At 50.6% G+C, this 15,996-nt stretch carries 13 protein-coding genes; 9 read left to right on the forward strand and 4 right to left on the reverse strand.

Features of this window, described 5'->3' with window-relative positions; genetic code table 11:
• Positions 1-69: 69 nt before the first annotated feature.
• The 5 genes from A3848_RS17895 (at position 70) to A3848_RS17915 (ending at position 10,596) form a co-directional block, all read left to right on the forward strand.
• The gene (locus A3848_RS17895; protein WP_074086274.1) at positions 70-2,256 is read left to right on the forward strand and encodes a HelD family protein; all 2,187 of its coding nucleotides are present in this window, start codon (positions 70-72) and stop codon (positions 2,254-2,256) included.
• A gap of 387 nt (positions 2,257-2,643) precedes the next feature.
• The gene (locus tag A3848_RS17900; protein ID WP_074086275.1) at positions 2,644-2,925 is read left to right on the forward strand and encodes a CD3324 family protein; all 282 of its coding nucleotides are present in this window, start codon (positions 2,644-2,646) and stop codon (positions 2,923-2,925) included.
• Between the two features lie 240 nt (positions 2,926-3,165).
• Positions 3,166-4,470: a replication-associated recombination protein A gene (locus A3848_RS17905; RefSeq protein WP_074086276.1), complete on the forward strand. Its 1,305-nt coding sequence runs from the start codon at positions 3,166-3,168 to the stop codon at positions 4,468-4,470.
• 429 nt (positions 4,471-4,899) lie between these two features.
• Positions 4,900-7,587 (forward strand): glycoside hydrolase family 9 protein, encoded by a 2,688-nt coding sequence (locus tag A3848_RS17910; RefSeq protein ID WP_256701705.1) that lies wholly within the window; start codon positions 4,900-4,902, stop codon positions 7,585-7,587.
• A 27-nt stretch (positions 7,588-7,614) separates the two neighbouring features.
• Complete coding sequence (locus tag A3848_RS17915; protein ID WP_074086278.1) at positions 7,615-10,596, forward strand: glycoside hydrolase family 48 protein; 2,982 nt, start codon at positions 7,615-7,617, stop codon at positions 10,594-10,596.
• 134 nt (positions 10,597-10,730) lie between these two features.
• Here the strand turns inward: A3848_RS17915 and mnmA are convergent, their stop codons facing one another.
• Positions 10,731-11,852, reverse strand: a complete 1,122-nt coding sequence (gene mnmA, locus A3848_RS17920) for a tRNA 2-thiouridine(34) synthase MnmA (protein WP_074086279.1) — start codon at positions 11,850-11,852, stop codon at positions 10,731-10,733.
• A gap of 313 nt (positions 11,853-12,165) precedes the next feature.
• On the opposite strand from mnmA, the gene cymR reads away from it, so the two are divergent.
• On the forward strand, positions 12,166-12,585 hold the full coding sequence (gene cymR / locus A3848_RS17925; RefSeq protein WP_074086280.1) for a cysteine metabolism transcriptional regulator CymR: 420 nt from the start codon (positions 12,166-12,168) through the stop codon (positions 12,583-12,585).
• A gap of 236 nt (positions 12,586-12,821) precedes the next feature.
• Here cymR and A3848_RS33450 read toward each other — a convergent pair whose 3' ends face one another.
• Positions 12,822-12,941 carry a tyrosine-type recombinase/integrase gene (locus tag A3848_RS33450; protein WP_074086281.1) on the reverse strand — a complete coding sequence of 40 codons (120 nt, stop codon included), beginning with the start codon at positions 12,939-12,941 and terminating at the stop codon, positions 12,822-12,824.
• Between the two features lie 238 nt (positions 12,942-13,179).
• On the opposite strand from A3848_RS33450, the gene A3848_RS17935 reads away from it, so the two are divergent.
• Entirely contained in the window at positions 13,180-13,689 is a 510-nt protein-coding gene (locus tag A3848_RS17935; protein WP_074086282.1) for a hypothetical protein, read from the forward strand.
• 81 nt (positions 13,690-13,770) lie between these two features.
• On the forward strand, positions 13,771-13,923 hold the full coding sequence (locus A3848_RS17940; protein WP_074086283.1) for a phage terminase small subunit-related protein: 153 nt from the start codon (positions 13,771-13,773) through the stop codon (positions 13,921-13,923).
• 237 nt (positions 13,924-14,160) lie between these two features.
• Here the strand turns inward: A3848_RS17940 and A3848_RS17945 are convergent, their stop codons facing one another.
• Together A3848_RS17945 and A3848_RS17950 are read right to left on the reverse strand one after the other, a co-directional pair.
• On the reverse strand, positions 14,161-14,385 hold the full coding sequence (locus A3848_RS17945) for an Imm8 family immunity protein (protein WP_074086284.1): 225 nt from the start codon (positions 14,383-14,385) through the stop codon (positions 14,161-14,163).
• A 292-nt stretch (positions 14,386-14,677) separates the two neighbouring features.
• Positions 14,678-15,361 (reverse strand): SOS response-associated peptidase, encoded by a 684-nt coding sequence (locus A3848_RS17950; RefSeq protein ID WP_074086285.1) that lies wholly within the window; start codon positions 15,359-15,361, stop codon positions 14,678-14,680.
• Between the two features lie 137 nt (positions 15,362-15,498).
• Between A3848_RS17950 and A3848_RS17955 the strand changes: the two genes are divergently transcribed.
• Entirely contained in the window at positions 15,499-15,972 is a 474-nt protein-coding gene (locus tag A3848_RS17955; protein ID WP_074086286.1) for a 2-thiouracil desulfurase family protein, read from the forward strand.
• Positions 15,973-15,996: the final 24 nt, after the last annotated feature.

Genomic DNA, 15,996 nt, shown 5'->3' on the forward strand with positions numbered 1-15,996 from the left:
CGGGGCAAATCAGGGTGTGCGCTTGCCGGGAGCAGGCGTAACCCATAGACTTTTAGGAGGTAACTGAAATTGGAGGACAACTTTCAAAGTGCCTATCAAGAGGAAGAAGACAGGCTGAACAGCGCGCTTACGGAGATTGACACCGTTCTTGAGAGACTGCGGGGCATTCCGGTATACACTGGGCATGAGTATACGGAGCAGGTGCTGGAGGACTCAAGAGAGCAGCGGCGCAAAGATCTTGCCAAGCTGCGGCAGGAGCCTTATTTCGGACGGCTTGATTTTCAGGGCAAGGATGAGGATGAACGCAAGGCGCTCTATATCGGTAAAATCGGTGTAGACCGGGAACAGGTAAGCGACCGTCCGCTGGTGATCGACTGGCGTGCTCCGGTAGCGAGCCTGTTCTATTCGTTTACCGGCGGGACGGAACCAGCCTCCTACGAAGCTCCGGAGGGGCTGATCGAAGGGCTGGTGTACCTGAAGCGGAACGTAGTGATCCGCAAGCAGATTCTGGAGCGGGTAGCAGATACCTATAACCGCGACAGCGACGCTCCGGCCGTATCGGATGAATTTCTAGTCTACCGGCTGGGTGAGAACAAGGACAACCGGCTCCGTGACATCGTCTCAACGATTCAGGAGGAGCAGGACAGGATTATCCGGGCGGCAAAGAACACCGCGCTCATTATCCAAGGCGTGGCGGGCAGTGGGAAAACCACGGTCGCTCTGCACCGGCTGGCGTTCCTGCTGTATCAATACAAGGATCAGGTATTAGCGGAGAAAATGATTATTTTTGCGCCAAACCGGATGTTCCTGGATTATATTTCGGATGTGCTGCCGGAGCTTGGCGTCGGCAATATCGCCCAGAGCACCTTCCCGGACTGGGCAGCAGATGTGCTGGGGGTTGTGCTGCCCGAGCAGAATGCAGCAGATACTATGAATCTTTGGTTTGAACGCGAAGGCGGTATGCCGGAGATTACGGAAGAAACACCAGGCCGTTTCAAGGGATCGACTGCCTTGATGGGAATTATTGAGTCTGCTATTGGCCTCCTGGAGAACGGTGCGGTGCCGGAAGGCGACTTCAGTCCCTGGGAAGGCTCAGTGCTGCGCCGGTCCATGATTTTGCGCTGGCATAATGAGGAGTACGCTCCGTATCCGCCAGCCAAGCGCAAGGAACGGGTCATGGCGCGGATTCACCGCTGGATTGAAATGGAGCTGAAGAAGAGTCCCTCGGCTGCGGCACTTAAGGACCGGAAGAAGAAAAGTGCGGCGCGCGAAAAGGCCTACAGCACAAAATGGCCGAAGTATGATCCGCTGATGATCTACAAGCAGATTTTCCGTGCCGTAAAGGTCCCTGAGGATTGGCCGGCAGAGGCGCCGGACAGAATTCCGCAAGGTGTGCTGAAGCTGACGGTCAAGGACCTCAAAAAAGGCATTTTGCATGAAGAGGATCTGCCGCCGCTGCTGTACATTCATTATTTGCTGAACGGAAATGAAGGCAGCAGCCGCTTTGACCATATTGTTATTGATGAAGCGCAGGATTTTTCACCTTTTCAGATTGCAGTACTGGATTTGTATGTAAAAGGTCATTCCTTTACCATTCTGGGCGATTTGTCCCAGGGGATTCATGCTTATAAAGGCGTGCATGCCTGGGAAGAAATGCAGACTCTGTTCGCCCCTGAGCACACGGCTTACCATGCGCTGACGCGCAGCTACCGTTCAACCATGGAGATTATCGAATTCGCCAACGGCATTCTGTCCGCCGGAGTCGGCAGCAGCCTGCTGGCCGTACCCGTCTTCCGCAGCGGAAATCCGGTTCGGCTGATTCCATACGCAGAAGAGAAGCCGGAGCATACAGCAGGCGGGGACAGCCGCATGGAGGCCGTTAGAACGGCGCTGGCATCGCTCTCGGGCCGGGAATACAGGACAGTGGCTGTATTGACCCGCAGCCTGCGGGAAGCCGCAGAGCTGTACACAGAGCTTGCAGGGTCGTTCGATGATATTCATCTGATCGACGGCAGCATGACCGAATACCGGGGCGGGCTGTCCGTGCTGCCGGTCTACCTGTCCAAGGGGCTGGAGTTCGACGCTGTAATCCTCGCTGATGCGGATTCAGACCATTACGGTGACGCGGCTTGGGATGCGAAGCTGATGTATGTAGGCTGTACCCGTGCTCTCCACGAGCTGTGGATGCTCCACGGCGGCAGTCTTCCGCCATATCTTCGGAATGGGGATGGGACTGCACTAGGGTGGCCTGAATAAGAAATTCCGTAATTTTCTTTCCCCTCCGTTCTGGTGGAGAACGATTATAACTATTCTTGAACTTGTAACCGGGGCTTCCCTATGGCTTAATAATAAGTGTCCGGCCGGGCAAGATTACTTCTGGAAGGAGGCTGATTGGAATGTTTTCAGAATACGAGGTGGTTTCCGTCTAGTGCGGAAGCCTGTATACGAGGAGGCCGCGAGGCCTCCTTATCATTTATGAAGAGTATATTACATTGAATGTAGACGCTAACCACAGGGTTTTATATAATGAAATTACGGTTTTACCAAATTTGAGGAGAAGAAAGGAGGCAGGTGACATGAAGCTGATGAACAGCGCAGTGATCGGACACAAGGGAACACACCTGTTGAAGGAGGAAACGGTACGTGAGTTATGTAAATGGAAAGGATGTGCTCCCCCCGGGTCTGCTCGAAGAGCTACAGGGATACATCCAGGGTGAACTGCTCTACATCCCGAAGAAAACGGAAGAGCGGGTAAAATGGGGCGAGAACAGCGGCTCCAGGCAAGAGATTGCCAGCCGGAACGAGGAAATTTTCTGCAGTCACAGCAGCGGCTGCTCGGTGAACGAGCTGCAGAAGAGGTATCACTTATCTGAAGAAAGCATCCGCAAGATTATTTCAAAAACACGGCTGGCGATGAACCGCTAGCCTGAACTTTGAACAAAGAGCATGGCACCCGCCAGGAGAGCGAGGTCATGCTCTTTTATTTAAATATAAGTATTTATATGTTTCACGCTATAAATGATCCTTCTATTTCTCGCTGAAACGGATATCGTCCTTTTATAGGACGACGAAGCCGTTTCCACTTCGCTTGCTGCTGCCGTGTGGTATGATAGAGAGCGGAAATGCTTTACAACGCCTACAAGATCATAGCAAGGAAGTGGAATCATGGATTTATTTTCTTTCGGTGAGGAACCCGCGGGCGGACGTCTGCTTGCAGACCGGATGCGCCCGGAGAATCTCGATGAATATATCGGCCAGGAGCATATTGTGGGACCAGGCAAGCTGCTTCGCCGTGCGATTGAAGCCGACCAGGTGTCTTCCATTCTGCTCTATGGCCCGCCCGGCTGCGGCAAGACGACCTTGGCCCATATTATATCCCATCATACGCAGGGGGAATTTGTACGTCTTAATGCGGTGGAGGCATCGGTTAAGGATGTGCGTGAGGTCATTGAGCGTGCCCAGAGCAATAAATCTTTGTACGGCTCGAAGACGATATTGTTCCTGGACGAGGTGCACCGTTTTAACAGTTCCCGCCAGGATGCGCTGCTGCCTGCTGTAGAGAAGGGCACGATAATTTTTATCGGAGCGACTACCGAGAACCCGTTCCATTATGTAAACGGAGCCCTTTTGAGCCGCTCCACGCTGTTTCAGCTGGAATCACTGACAAGTGAGCATAGCTTGGTTGCGATGCACAGAGCGCTGGCTGATGAGAAGCGGGGGCTGGGATTCATGCAGCTGCAGGCGGATGAAGAAGCGCTGCAGCATATTGCCGGCATGGCCAACGGCGACATCCGGCGCGCACTGAATGCGCTGGAGCTGGCTGCCATGACAACAGCACCGGAGGCTGACGGTAGCGTTCATATTACCCTTGCGGTAGCGGAGGAATCCATCCGCCGTCCGATTGTCAAAGCCGATGAATCGACGCAGTACGACATCCTGTCGGCTTTTCATAAGAGCATCCGCGGGTCCAGCGATGCTGCTCTGTTCTGGTTCCTCTATGCCGTGGAGAAGCTTGGCATGGACCCGATGACGTTCATCCGGCGCCTGATTGCGGCCAGCAGCGAGGATATCGGCTTGGCCAATCCGCAGGCGATGGTACAGGCGGTCAGTGCTCTCGAGGCCTACCGCAATAATGGCTGGCCGGAGGCCAGGCTGAACATCGCACAGGCCATTCTGTTCGCCGTGGAGAGTCCGAAGTCGAATGCCGTCGTGATGGCGATTTCGAACGCGCTGGATAGTATTGAGGAACTGAAATCCGCCGAGGTACCGCTCCATCTAAGGGATACGCATTATAAGGGATCATCGGTGCTTGGCCACGAAGGATACCAGTATCCGCATGATTTTCCCGGCCATTATGTGAAGCAGGAATATTTGCCGAAGGCGATTGCCCGAAGGGTCTTTTATCAGGCTACCGAACAGGGTAATGAGGCGAAGATCCGCCATAACCAAGGGTTGCGGCGCGGACAGTAGCGTACATCAAGAGGTAGAAAATATTTGCACAGAACCGTTCTTTTACGAAATGGGGCAGCATGGCCTCTCGTAAGAGAATGGTTTTTTTTGTGGAGATTGGATAGAAGTCGAATATCCACGCGAAAATATGATCGAAATGGAAATATTTTTACAAAAAATACTGTTTTCGAGAGATTTTTTATTGTAAATATATAGAATTAAATCCCTGTATATGGTATATGTGTATATGGGATGAGTATATCCTGACATGATTGTGGGAGGTGGGAGATGAATCTGGCGAATGAACACGATTACAGTCTGGACACTGGGGAGGTATTGGTCCGTGATGAAAGGGATCGAGCAGGCATGTAAGATGAGGAAGAAGAAGGGAGCTGGGCTTGGATGAACCTGAAGAAACGGAAGCAAGGCCTAATCTTATCATTATGTGTAATGTTATCATGCACGTTGGTCTCAGGAGCAGCATTTCACCCGTCAGTCAGCAAAGCGGAGGGAAGTGGATTCAATTATGCAGAGGCACTGCAGAAATCTATCTATTTCTATGAAGCTCAGCGATCCGGGGACCTGCCGGGTAATAACCGTGTGGAATGGAGAGGTGACTCCGGGCTGCAGGACGGTGCGGATGTTGGTCACGATCTGACCGGAGGCTGGTATGATGCGGGAGACCATGTTAAATTCGGGTTTCCTATGGCGTACACAGCCACCATGCTGGCATGGTCAGTCTATGAGTACAAGGATGGTTATGTGCAATCAGGCCAGTTGGATGAGATTCTTGGCAACATCCGCTGGGCAACAGATTATTTTGTGAAAGCGCATACCGCTCCCAATGAGCTGTGGGGACAGGTCGGTAACGGTACGGCGGATCACAATTGGTGGGGGCCGGCGGAGGTCATGCCTATGGCGCGTCCGTCGTACAAGATTGATGCTGCTCATCCCGGCTCGGATCTGGCGGCAGAAACTGCTGCAGCCTTAGCATCGGCATCAATCATTTTCAGGGACTCGGATGCGGCATATGCGGACAAGCTGCTGCTGCATGCGAAGCAGCTGTACAATTTTGCCGATACGTACCGTGGGGTATACTCCGATAGTATCACTGACGCCAAGCAGTATTACAATTCCTGGAGCGGCTATGCCGACGAACTAAGCTGGGGTGGAGTTTGGCTCTATATGGCGACTGGTGAACAGACTTATCTGGACAAAGCCGTAGCCGCCAGCAACTCGTGGGGCACCAATCAATCCGGTCAGTGGGGCTATCAGTGGACCCAGTCCTGGGATGACAAGCATTATGGTGCACAGCTGCTGCTCGCGCGTATCACAGGCGATCCCCGGTTCATTCAATCTACTGAACGGAATATGCAGTATTGGACAACTGGGGTGAACGGGACAACCGACCGTGTAGCCTATACACCGGGGGGGCTTGCGCATCTGGACCAGTGGGGGGCACTGCGATATGCGGCAAATCAGGCGTTTCTGGCCTTTGTCTATGCAGACTGGGTAACCGATCCGGTAAAGCGGAATACAACCCGGACGTTTGCCGAGCGGCAGATGACCTATATGCTGGGTGATAATCCGCGCAGCAGCAGCTATGTCATCGGCTTCGGCAGTAATGCACCGCAGCATCCGCATCACCGGACTTCACATGGCTCCTGGAGCGACAGCCAGACAACCCCTGTCAACCACCGCCATGTTCTGTATGGTGCACTGGTGGGTGGACCCTCCAAGACCGACAGCTATACGGATTCGATCGGCGATTATGTCTCGAATGAAGTTGCGACGGATTACAATTCAGCTTTTACAGGCGCTTTGGCCAAAATGATGCTCTTGCACGGGCAGGGGCAGCAGCCGCTTAGCAACTTCCCTCCGGCGGAAACGCGGGAGGATGAAATGTTCGCCGAGACTTCGGTGAATGCGAGCGGCAGCAATTTTGTGGAAATCCGGGCGCTGATCAATAACCGTTCCGGCTGGCCGGCACGTTCCAGCAGCTCGATGTCATTTAATTACTATGTGGACCTAAGTGAAGCTCAGGCCGCAGGGTATGGACCGGAGGATATCACGGTCAAAGCAGGAGGCTACAACCAGGGCGGGACCGTTTCGCCGCTGCTGCCCTTTGACGAAGCGAATCATATTTATTACACGAAAATTGACTTCACCGGCACACCGGTTTATCCTGGTGGGCAATCGGCCTACCACAAGGAGATCCAGTTCCGGATTAGTGCTCCACTGAACACGTCTTTCTGGGATAACACAAATGATTTCTCCTTCCAGGGCGTGGCTTCAAGTGCCTCCGCTCCTGTGAAGAATCCGTATATTCCGGTGTTCGACGCAGGTGTTAAGGTCTACGGAGAGCTGCCGTCCGGCGGAAATCCCAGTGAACCCAAGGTTCCGGGCCGTCCAACTGGACTGCAGGCAGCCGCAGGAAATGCCAGTGTTTCGTTGACCTGGAATGCGGTTAGCGGCGCAGCACAGTACAACATCAAACGTGGACTGGTCAGCGGCGGACCATATACGGTTATTGGAACAGTAACAGGAACAGCCTACAGTGACAGCGGGCTGGTGAACGGAGTGGATTATTATTATGTTGTAACCGCTTCAAATACAGTAGGGGAGAGTACAGCATCCTCACAGGCCTCTGCCCGGCCGCGTGAGACTCCGATACCTGCCAAGGGAGATCTGCGGGTGCAATACCGCACGAATGATACGAGTCCCGGGGATTCGCAGATCCGCAGCCAGTTCCGGATCGTGAATACAGGAACCCAGGCGGTAGCACTTAGCGGACTGAAGCTCCGCTACTATTACACGGTTGACGGAGACAAGCCTCAGGAATTTCATTGTGACTACGCTGTCGTGGGCAGCGGGAATCTAAGCGGCAGCTTTGCGAAGCTGGCTGCTCCTGGCGCGACGGCAGATTCTTATGTGGAGATTTCTTTTGCTGCAGGTGCCGGAAATCTTGCTCCAGGCGCGGATACCGGTGAAATCCAGGTGCGCTTCAACAAAGCAGATTGGACAGCCTACAATGAAAACAACGATTATTCCTATGGCGGAACCCAGCAGACCTTCGCAGATTGGGATAAAGTCACGCTTCACCATGAAGGGAAATTGGTTTGGGGATTGGAACCATAAATTGATCCAGAGAGGGAGCATGCCAAAATGATAAAGCTAAGTTCAATCAAGAAACCTATTTCCTTGGCCATGGCTGCAGTCCTGATTCTCACCCTTATGACCGGTACCTTTAATTTCAGACCCGCAACAGCAAAAGCTGCTTCGGTGGAACAGACGCGGTTCCTGCAACTTTACACCCAACTGAAAAACCCGGCAAGCGGCTATTTCTCGGCTGAAGGCGTCCCGTATCATTCGGTAGAGACCTTGCTCAGCGAAGCGCCCAATTATGGGCATATGACTACCTCGGAGGCCTACAGCTACTGGATGTGGCTTGAGGTGTTGTATGGCTATCATACCGGGGACTGGAGCAAGCTGGAGGCTGCCTGGGACAACATGGAGAAATACATCATACCTGTTAATGAAGGCGATGGTGTGCAGGAACAGCCGACAATGAGCAACTACAACCCGAACAGTCCGGCGACTTACGCTTCCGAGTTCGGTCAGCCGGATCAATATCCAAGCCCCCTGAACGGCAAGTACACTGCGGGTAAAGATCCGCTGGATACCGAACTAAAGTCTACCTATGGCAACAATCAGACCTATCTGATGCACTGGCTTGTAGACGTGGACAACTGGTACGGGTTCGGCAATTTACTGAATCCTTCGCATACAGCCGCTTATGTGAATACTTTTCAGCGGGGCGAGCAGGAATCCGTGTGGGAGGCGGTCCCGCATCCATCTCAGGATGACAAATCATTCGGCAAAACCAATGAAGGCTTCATGAGCCTGTTCACCAAAGAAAGCAATGTCCCTTCGGCACAGTGGCGGTACACCGATGCGACGGACGCTGACGCACGAGCAGTACAGGCTATGTACTGGGCTAAAGAGCTTGGCTACAACAATCCGCTTTATTTGAACAAAGCCAAAAAAATGGGCGACTATCTGCGCTACGGCATGTACGACAAGTATTTTCAAAAGATCGGCAGTGCGGCAGACGGTACGCCGGAAGCCGGAACCGGCAAGGATGCCAGCCATTATCTGATGGCTTGGTATACCGCATGGGGCGGCGGCCTTGGCGCAAACGGGAACTGGGCGTGGAGAATTGGCGCCAGTCATACTCATCAGGGCTACCAGAACGTAGTTGCTGCGTATGCCCTTTCTGATCCGGCCGGGGGCCTCGTCCCGGCTTCAGCAACGGCGGGACAGGATTGGAGCAAATCGCTGACCCGCCAACTGGAATTCTACAATTGGCTGCAGTCGTCCGAAGGGGCAATAGCGGGTGGAGCCACTAACAGCTATAAGGGCTCATACAGCGCTTATCCAGCGGGTACAAGCACATTTTATGGCATGGCCTATGATGAAGCGCCCGTCTACCATGATCCTCCGTCCAATAATTGGTTCGGAATGCAGGCATGGAGTGTAGAGCGGGTAGCTGAACTATATTATATTCTGGCTTCCAGCGGAGATACCACTTCGGCTAATTTCCAAATGGCCAAACGCGTCGTAGAGAACTGGATCGACTGGTCTACTGACTATGCTTTTGCCGGCAGCCGTCCGGTGACAGATTCCGAGGGGTATTATCTGAACAAACAAGGACAACGGATTATGGGCGGTGCTAACCCGCAAGTGGCTACTGTATCCGCACCCGGTGAGTTCTGGATTCCGGGCAATGTGGAGTGGCAGGGACAGCCGAATACCTGGAACGGCTTCAGTAATTTCAGCGGCAACAGCAATTTGAAGGCCGTCACCAAGAATCCGGGCCAGGATACAGGCGTGCTGGGCAGCTATATCAAAGCACTCACGTTCTTTGCTGCTGGAAATAAAGCAGAGCATGGCAGCAATACTGCGCTTGGCGGAACGGCTTCACAGCTGGCCAAATCACTGCTGGATACAGCATGGAGCTATAATGACGGGGTTGGTATCACTACAGTAGAGAAGCGGGCGGATTATTCCCGCTACTTCACCAAAGAAGTGTATTTCCCTGCGGGCTGGACGGGTACTTTTGGACAGGGAAACACCATACCGGGCAGTTCTACCGTAGCCTCTGATCCGGCTAAAGGCGGAAATGGAGTATATGCAAGCTATACGGATGTACTTCCGGACATCAAAAATGATCCGAAGTGGAGTTATCTGCAATCGAAATATAACAGCTCCTACAATCCAGTAACCAAGACATGGGAGAATGGAGCCCCTGAATTCACCTATCACCGGTTCTGGTCACAGGTGGATATGGCCACCGCCTATGCCGAATATGACCGTCTGATCAACAATGGCAATGTGGAACCCACTATACCAAAAGCCCCATCCAAACCAGCGGCAGCAGCCGGCGACAAAAAGGTTGCGCTTAGCTGGAACAAGGTGACAGGTGCAGATAGCTATACGGTTAAGCGGTCAACCACGAGCGGCGGACCTTACACTACACTTAGTGTTGTCACTCAGGCCACCTATAGCGATATTAATGTGCATAATGATACAACCTATTATTATGTAGTGAGCGCCACTAACGAAGTGGGGACCAGCCCGGATTCTCCGGAAGTCTCTGCCAAACCTACAGCTGTGCCTGTACCGACAGTGGGAGATTTGGTGGTACAGTACCGCACAACGGATACGAATGCCGGCGACTCACAGTTCCGTCCACAACTGCGGATCATCAATAACGGAACTACAGCGGTTGATCTCAGCAAACTCAAGCTTCGTTATTATTACACCATTGACGGGGAAAAGGCCCAGCAGTTCAATGTGGATTATGCTACGGTAGGCAACGGTAATGTGCAGGGCAGCTTCGTGAAGCTTGTTCCTGCTGTAGCCGGAGCGGATTATTACGTTGAGATTTCATTCAGTTCGGCAGCCGGCAGCCTGGCACCTGGTGCGAACACCGGGGAGATTCAGCTGCGGATCAACAAAACGGACTGGAGCAATTACAATGAGACAGGAGATTATTCTTACGATCCAACCAAAACAGCCTATACCGACTGGAACCGGGTGCCGCTGTATTTGAATGGCGTATTGGTATGGGGGCTCCAGCCATAATTGGATTGGAATCCCGATAGAGGGATGAAGAGCCAGCACATTTTTATGTAAAATCATGCAAAAGAACCTTCAACCCACAGTTCTGTGGTCTTGAAGGTTCTTTTGCATACGGCTATATCATTAATGCGGCAAAATTACACTTGCGGCTGCGGCACGACTTTCTCGGCAGTCTCGATAATCCCACCGCCCAGGCATTGCTCGCCAAGGTAGAACACGACAGCCTGTCCTGGTGTGATCGCCTTTTGCGGCACATCAAAAGCTACATGTACCGTACCGTCTTCACGCGCGGTCAGGGTTACACCCTGATCAGGCTGGCGATAGCGGAACTTCGCGGTACACTTCACCGGGGCAGTTCCGAGTGTGCCTGCTTCGATCCAGTTCACACCGGAAGCTATCAGACTTGTCGAGTACAGACTGTGGTGCTTGTCTCCTTGAACCACATATAGAACATTGCGTTCCAGATCCTTCTCGGCAACGAACCAGGGTTCTCCTGTACCGGAACCTCCGATGCCAAGACCCTGGCGCTGGCCCAGCGTATAGTACATGAGTCCATCATGCCGGCCTTTGACTTCGCCGGTGGCGATATCCACCATGTCACCGGATTGAGCCGGCAGGTACTGGCTGAGGAATTCGCGGAAGTTGCGTTCGCCGATGAAGCAGACGCCGGTGCTGTCTTTTTTCTTCGCGGTGTAGAGACCGGCTTCCTCGGCAATCCGGCGCACTTCAGGCTTCGGCAGATGTCCGATCGGGAACATGGCCTTAGAGAGCTGATATTGATTCAGCGCATTCAGGAAATAGGTCTGGTCCTTGTTGTTGTCCACGCCGCGCAGCAGCTTGAAGACGCCGTCTTCTTCAATGACCCGTGCGTAGTGGCCTGTGGCAACATAATCCGCACCAAGCTGAAGCGCTTTGTTGAGGAATTCCCCAAACTTGATCTCGCGGTTGCACATGACATCCGGATTGGGTGTCCGCCCAGCCTTATATTCATCGAGGAAATAGGAAAAGACTTTATCAAAGTATTCCTTCTCGAAATTAACGGTATAGTAAGGAATATCAATCTGCTCGCATACGCGGCGGACATCCTCGGCGTCGGTCTCGGCTGTGCATACGCCGAACTCATCAGTATCGTCCCAATTCTTCATGAAGATGCCGATGACGTCATAGCCCTGCTGCTTGAGCAGAAGTGCCGTAACGGAGGAATCGACGCCTCCCGACATGCCGACAACGACACGTGTATCCTGATTTGCCTTTGTCATCGAAATCACCATTTTCTATGCAAAAAATACCGGTAGGTTGCAGAACCCGGTTCAATGTGTATTATAACATACCTGTCTACCCCAGACTGCATTAGCCAACTGCAAATTGTAGCAGATCTAACGGAATAATTGACAATTTGTCCACCACTGGCGAACATTCTTGCAAAAAATTACGGTTTCCGCTCCAAATGTGTCCAAGGATATGATAACATAAGCTGAGAGCAAACATCGGAATACGTTGATATGACATTTCTCATGTGATGCAACGATTAGATTAACTAACGCTAGCAACTAAACCGAAAGAGGTGCACCTTTGAAAATATCGACAAAAGGACGCTATGGATTAACCATTATGATGGAGCTCGCCCTGAAATTTGGCGAAGGTCCCACATCCCTTAAGAGCATTGCCGAGAAAAACGGACTATCCGAGCATTACCTGGAGCAGCTGATCGCACCGCTGCGCAACGCGGGACTGGTGAAGAGTATCCGCGGAGCCTACGGCGGATATATTTTGTCCCGTGAATCCGGCACAATCACCGCTGGAGATATCATCCGCGTGCTGGAAGGACCTATTTCACCTGTGGATTTCACTGAAGAGGACGACCCGGCGAAGCGCGACCTCTGGCTGCGCATCCGCGACAGCATCGCTGATGTGCTGGATTCGACAACCTTGTCCGACCTGATCAACTTTAAAGAAGAAAGTCAAGCGGATAATTACATGTTTTACATTTAACAGATATCAGAAAATCCGCGTTGTTCAAGGGGATATGAAGCTTTTTCACGAAACGTTACCCGTAATTTATCCGCAACGGTTCGTTTAGTTATTCATCGCACACTAAATAAGCTTTCTTCTTGTTGCCATTCTTTAAATAGTTTGAGCGCTATGGCCACGGTGTCTCCAAAGCTTACCACTCGTTCGCTTTGTTCGTTCTTAAGCGCGATGAAAGAGTAGTTCTGGACACTCGAACCTTAAAGCTGTTTGTTTACATCTATCGTTCTTTTCTTCATGTCGATGTCCCCCCACTGCAGACCGGCTGCTTCACTGGTTCTAAGGCCTGTGTAGGCCAAGACTACGAACAAAGCCCACATAATGGTGGTAAGGACAAACCTGAATAATTAAAGAAATGCTTTTAACAAGTCCTTCTCAAGAAATTTGGGAAGGACTTGTCTTTTTTCTACTGGCTTTTGTGCTGGCTGATGTCTTTGGGAATAATAGCCTCCTCTGTAGGATCTGATTCAAGCAGTTTTAACACTTAATCTTCAGTATATGGTTTCACAGGACGATACATAAAAGAAAGGGATACAAATGGATTAGGAGTGAGTACGTTTGTTTAATAAGACCCCAGCTGACAAATACATTAGGATAGTTAAGGATTTAGAATTAGAGAAGGAACCTGATCTCGAGGAAGCCGTGAAAAAATTAAAAAAAGGTAAAAATAATTTTCTACTAAAAAGCTTAACTGATTTAAAAGTAATTCAAACCGAGGTAAGTACACTCGTAGAAGACAATAAACAGACTGCTTTAATTACTGGAACACTGACTATGGTCATTGCAATATTTACACTTATTGTGAATATCATGAAAGACTATTTTATGGAGGTCAGTCAATCTGGAGCAATTGTTTTTTTTGTATTATATTTAGGGGGACTCTTGCTTGCCTTGTTAAAAGTATTAAAGGGGTTTTCAATGAATACAAGGAAATTAAATCTAATAAACGAATTATTGATGCTGGTTATTAAGGAGCGTGAGATAAGAGAGGAGAAACATGTCGAAGCATGGGGAGAATATCTGAAGGTAATTAAAGACAAAGAAGAAGCGCAAATTAATCAGAACTGATTTATTCTATACGGTCAAATAATGATAATAACGAGTGTACCATTTGGTGTGCTCGTTATTTTTTTTGGTGGTGACATTAGCATGACCAGAGAACGTAGTCCCGAGCGGGATAAGGCAAAGCAGATGTGGCTGGAGAGCGGTGGTGAATTGAAGTTAAAGGACATCGCTGCTTCTCTATTAACAAACGACAGCAAAGTCCTCAAATGGAAAATAATGAACAAATTGGATACATAGCTTAAAGGGAGCGCTTCGGATGCGCGTGTAATGGACTACAGAGGAATATAGAGGGGTATTCCCCGGAAAGTATCAAGATAGCCGGTGGACCCGACGGGTTATTCTTGTTTGATTCACCTCATCTTGTTAATTTCATTTCATCTCATCATTTCCCGAAGGAAATATCTGTTAAATGAAATAGCAATTTCATCCCAAGTAGCTTTGGAACAACGGTCCAAAATTTTTTGGATTTCAGCCTTAATCAAAATCAAAAGAATTAACAAGAAGTAGACCACGAATAACAATTACGGCTTCATCAGCAAAATAGTCTTTAAGTCCATTAGCTGTTGCTACAGTAGCATAAAAATGATCAGATCCAGATTTTTGTTCAACTCCAATATCTAGCACGACAGATGTACAAAAATCCTTGTTTTCTTCAGGTACTTCATGAAAATGGGTTTCTTTAAGAATCGGGCGAATCATGACATCCTCCATTCAAGGCAAGAATTCAACGAGTAAAACACAAAAATTCTCATTGTTATTAATCAGCTACATTTACATGCTAATTTGCTAGTCGATAAGTATCAAGATAACTTACCCGAGAGAATTTTTCAAAATTTGTTTGATAAAGGTCATTTCCTGCGAGAGGGTCAGGGGATGCAGCGAATTGTTCATCCAGATGGTAAACCGGGACTCTGCAATCCATGCGACCGGTATTCATCGGAGTGTGTAATTAAATACCCTTGGCGTTGCGGGGCTAAACATGCTGTTTTTTCTATCCTGCCGTTTCATTCACTTCATCAACCAATGCCTTATAGTCATTGCGCACATTGCCTACCGCCGCTGATACCGGATACGCCCGCATTTCTTCTGCAGCATAGGGCCGTAGCAGCTTCATCAGGTTCGGAACCTCATGATTATTACGGTCAAGCCACTCCGATTCCGCTTCACGGCTGAGAATCACCGGCATTCGGTCATGAATATCTGCCATCAGACGGTTGGGCCCGGTGGTAATAATAGTGCAGGTGCCAAGCCGGTTGCCGCTGGTATCCATCCAGATATCGTACAGACCCGCCATAGAGAAAAGCTCACCGCTCTTCATCACGATCCGCATCGGCTGTTTGTTGCCGGCTTGCCGTTTCCATTCGTAGAAGCCGTCTGCCGGAATGATGCAGCGGCGCGAGCTGATCAGGTTCCTGAAGGAGGGTTTGTCCTGAAGCGACTCCTGGCGCGCATTAATCATTTTGCTGCCTTGCTTGTCATCTTTTGACCAGGAGGGCACCAGCCCCCAGCGCAGCTCTCCGAGTCTGTTCTGCTTACCGTCATGAATGACTGCCGGGAGATTCTGCATGGGGGCTGCATTGTATTTCGGTGCATAATAGACAATGGTGGTTTCCTCGATAAAATAATGGAGCATCAATTCTTCCATGCTTACCATAATGGTATATCTTCCGCACATCTTGCAGTGGCCTCCCCAGATTTATGAAGTTATGGCAGGGGCTTGTTTACAGTGTTGAAGCCCTCATGCTATGCTCTTTGTATTTCTCAGCATCCATTATAAAGGAAGATGCGGATAATAGCGAAGGAGTGCATCCTATGATTATAGTAAGCTCCTGCCTGGCAGGCATGAAAGTAAGATACAACGGCACGGCTTGCCTGGATGAGACCATTCAGAAGCTGCTGGACAACAATCAGGCGGTTGCCGTCTGCCCTGAGCTCCTTGGCGGGTTCTCCACTCCGAGAGAACCGGCAGAGATGGTCGGCGGAGACGGGGATGCGGTGCTTGACGGAATGGCTAAGGTCATAGACCGGCTCGGAAATGACGTCACCGGAATGTATATTCAAGGTGCCTATGAGGCACTTGAGCAAGCACGGAGGGTTGAGGCGACAATCGTAGTTCTTAAGGAGAACAGCCCTTCCTGCGGCAGCTCCATGATTTACAACGGGACTTTCACCGGCCTGAAGATTCCCGGCCAGGGTGTGACCTCTGCGCTGCTTAGACGCAGTGGCATTGAGGTCATTTCCGAGGAACAGCTTGCTTCCAGATTGAAGGAATTGGACCCTCTATAGAAATAAGCTGCGGGTTCTGCACAA

Origin of the sequence: Paenibacillus sp. P32E (assembly GCF_001909085.1) — a bacterium.
Classification (GTDB): Bacteria; Bacillota; Bacilli; order Paenibacillales; family Paenibacillaceae; genus Paenibacillus_AQ; species Paenibacillus_AQ helianthi.

Bases quoted from the DNA above. Each gene is read 5' to 3' on its own strand.
- A3848_RS17905 (WP_074086276.1), top strand. From the start codon at position 3,166: ATGGATTTATTTTCTTTCGGTGAGGAACCCGCGGGCGGACGTCTGCTT.
- A3848_RS17910 (WP_256701705.1), top strand. From the start codon at position 4,900: ATGTTATCATGCACGTTGGTCTCAGGAGCAGCATTTCACCCGTCAGTC.
- A3848_RS17915 (WP_074086278.1), top strand. From the start codon at position 7,615: ATGATAAAGCTAAGTTCAATCAAGAAACCTATTTCCTTGGCCATGGCT.
- mnmA (WP_074086279.1), bottom strand. From the start codon at position 11,852: ATGACAAAGGCAAATCAGGATACACGTGTCGTTGTCGGCATGTCGGGA.
- A3848_RS33450 (WP_074086281.1), bottom strand. From the start codon at position 12,941: ATGTGGGCTTTGTTCGTAGTCTTGGCCTACACAGGCCTTAGAACCAGT.
- A3848_RS17940 (WP_074086283.1), top strand. From the start codon at position 13,771: ATGACCAGAGAACGTAGTCCCGAGCGGGATAAGGCAAAGCAGATGTGG.
- A3848_RS17945 (WP_074086284.1), bottom strand. From the start codon at position 14,385: ATGATTCGCCCGATTCTTAAAGAAACCCATTTTCATGAAGTACCTGAA.
- A3848_RS17950 (WP_074086285.1), bottom strand. From the start codon at position 15,361: ATGTGCGGAAGATATACCATTATGGTAAGCATGGAAGAATTGATGCTC.
- A3848_RS17955 (WP_074086286.1), top strand. From the start codon at position 15,499: ATGATTATAGTAAGCTCCTGCCTGGCAGGCATGAAAGTAAGATACAAC.